This is a genomic window from Tenacibaculum sediminilitoris (genome assembly GCF_964513795.1).
Classification (GTDB): domain Bacteria; phylum Bacteroidota; class Bacteroidia; order Flavobacteriales; family Flavobacteriaceae; genus Polaribacter; species Polaribacter sediminilitoris.
Window position 1 is genome coordinate 1 of sequence record NZ_CAZEQR010000042.1, and the last position, 2384, is coordinate 2384.

General features: G+C 47.7%; 2 rRNA genes. Both read right to left on the reverse strand.

Annotated features, from left to right (window positions below):
* Nucleotides 1-53 precede the first annotated feature (53 nt).
* Nucleotides 54-162, reverse strand: a 5S ribosomal RNA gene (gene rrf / locus ACKTSW_RS09635).
* A 99-nt stretch (nt 163-261) separates the two neighbouring features.
* A 23S ribosomal RNA gene (locus tag ACKTSW_RS09640) occupies nt 262-2384 on the reverse strand; the annotation flags it as partial.

The following is a 2384-nucleotide window of genomic DNA, read 5'->3' on the forward strand; positions in this document are numbered from 1 at the left end:
CTGTTAAAACAAGAACAAAAAAAACCTCAATCTAATTAGATTGAGGTTTAAAAGAAAGGCAACGACCTACTCTCCCACCAGTGGCAGTACCATCGGCGCAAATGGGCTTAACTTCTCTGTTCGGAATGGTAAGAGGTGAGCCCCATTGCGATAATCACCTTAAATCGTTTCAGTATTTTTCAACTGTATAAGTTAACATATTAGTAAAATCATATCATAAATTATCAAAGAGTTTGCTCCCGGTCACAAGGACCGGGAAACGTACATAAGCCTATGGGTTATTAGTACTACTCAGCTACATACATTACTGCACTTACACTTATAGCCTATCAACGTGGTGATCTTCCACGACCCTTTAAAGAAATCTCATCTTGTGGTGGGTTTCGCGCTTATATGCTTTCAGCGCTTATCCCTTCCCGACGTAGCTACCCAGCAGTGCCCCTGGCGAGACAACTGGTACACTAGAGGTCAGTCCAACTCGGTCCTCTCGTACTAAAGTCAGATCCACTCAAATTTCTAACGCCCACAGCAGATAGAGACCGAACTGTCTCACGACGTTCTGAACCCAGCTCGCGTGCCACTTTAATGGGCGAACAGCCCAACCCTTGGGACCTTCTCCAGCCCCAGGATGTGACGAGCCGACATCGAGGTGCCAAACCCCCCCGTCGATGTGAGCTCTTGGGGGAGATCAGCCTGTTATCCCCGGAGTACCTTTTATCCTTTGAGCGATGGCCCTTCCATGCGGAACCACCGGATCACTATGCTCTACTTTCGTACCTGATCGACCTGTATGTCTCTCAGTCAAGCTCCCTTATGCCATTGCACTCTACGCACGGTTACCAAGCGTGCTGAGGGAACCTTTAGAAGCCTCCGTTACTCTTTTGGAGGCGACCACCCCAGTCAAACTACCCACCACGCACTGTTCTCATTACTGAGTTAGGCTCTAGATAAGCAAAGGGTGGTATTTCAAGGACGACTCCACAACGCCTAGCGACGCCGCTTCAAAGTCTCCCACCTATCCTACACATTACTTATCCAAAGTCAATACGAAGCTATAGTAAAGGTTCACGGGGTCTTTTCGTCCCGCTGCGGGTAATCGGCATCTTCACCGATACTACAATTTCACCGAGCTCATGGCTGAGACAGTATCCAGATCGTTGCACCATTCGTGCAGGTCGGAACTTACCCGACAAGGAATTTCGCTACCTTAGGACCGTTATAGTTACGGCCGCCGTTTACTGGGGCTTCATTTGATTGCTTCGCCGAAGCTAACAACTCCACTTAACCTTCCAGCACCGGGCAGGTGTCAGGCCTTATACATCATCTTTCAATTTAGCAAAGCCCTGTGTTTTTGATAAACAGTCGCCTGGATCTTTTCACTGCGGCCCTACCGGAGTAGGGCGACTCTTCTCCCGAAGTTACGAGTCTATTTTGCCTAGTTCCTTAGCCATGAATCTCTCGAGCACCTTAGAATTCTCATCCCAACTACCTGTGTCGGTTTACGGTACGGGTTCTTATAATCTGAAGCTTAGAGGTTTTTCTTGGAAGCCTTTAGGCACACTATCCACGCATCCGAAGACTTGTGGTACTATCACACTTTAGCTAGATCTGCGGATTTACCTACAGTTCCAATACCTACATGTTTCAACGAGCTATTCCGTCAGCTCGCGGTGCTTTCATTACTCCGTCACCCCATCGCAATTATAAGAAGTACAGGAATATTAACCTGTTGGCCATCGACTACTCCCTTCGGATTCGCCTTAGGTCCCGACTAACCCTCAGCTGATTAGCATCGCTGAGGAAACCTTAGTCTTTCGGTGAGGGGGTTTCTCGCCCCCTTTATCGTTACTTATGCCTACATTTTCTTTTCTATCCGCTCCAGCATACCTCACAGTACACCTTCTGCGCAAATAGAATGCTCCCCTACCACTTTTAAAAGTCCATAGCTTCGGTAATATGTTTATGCCCGATTATTATCCATGCTCGACCGCTCGACTAGTGAGCTGTTACGCACTCTTTAAATGAATGGCTGCTTCCAAGCCAACATCCTAGCTGTCTGGGCAGTCAAACCTCGTTTTTTCAACTTAACATATATTTGGGGACCTTAGCTGATGGTCTGGGTTCTTTCCCTCTCGGACATGGACCTTAGCACCCATGCCCTCACTGCTGAGAAACATTTTATAGCATTCGGAGTTTGTCAGGAATTGGTAGGCGGTGAAGCCCCCGCATCCAATCAGTAGCTCTACCTCTATAAAACTTTGTCTCAACGCTGCACCTAAATGCATTTCGGGGAGTACGAGCTATTTCCGAGTTTGATTGGCCTTTCACCCCTACCCACAGGTCATCCAAAGACTTTTCAACGTCAACTGGTTCGGTCCTCCACT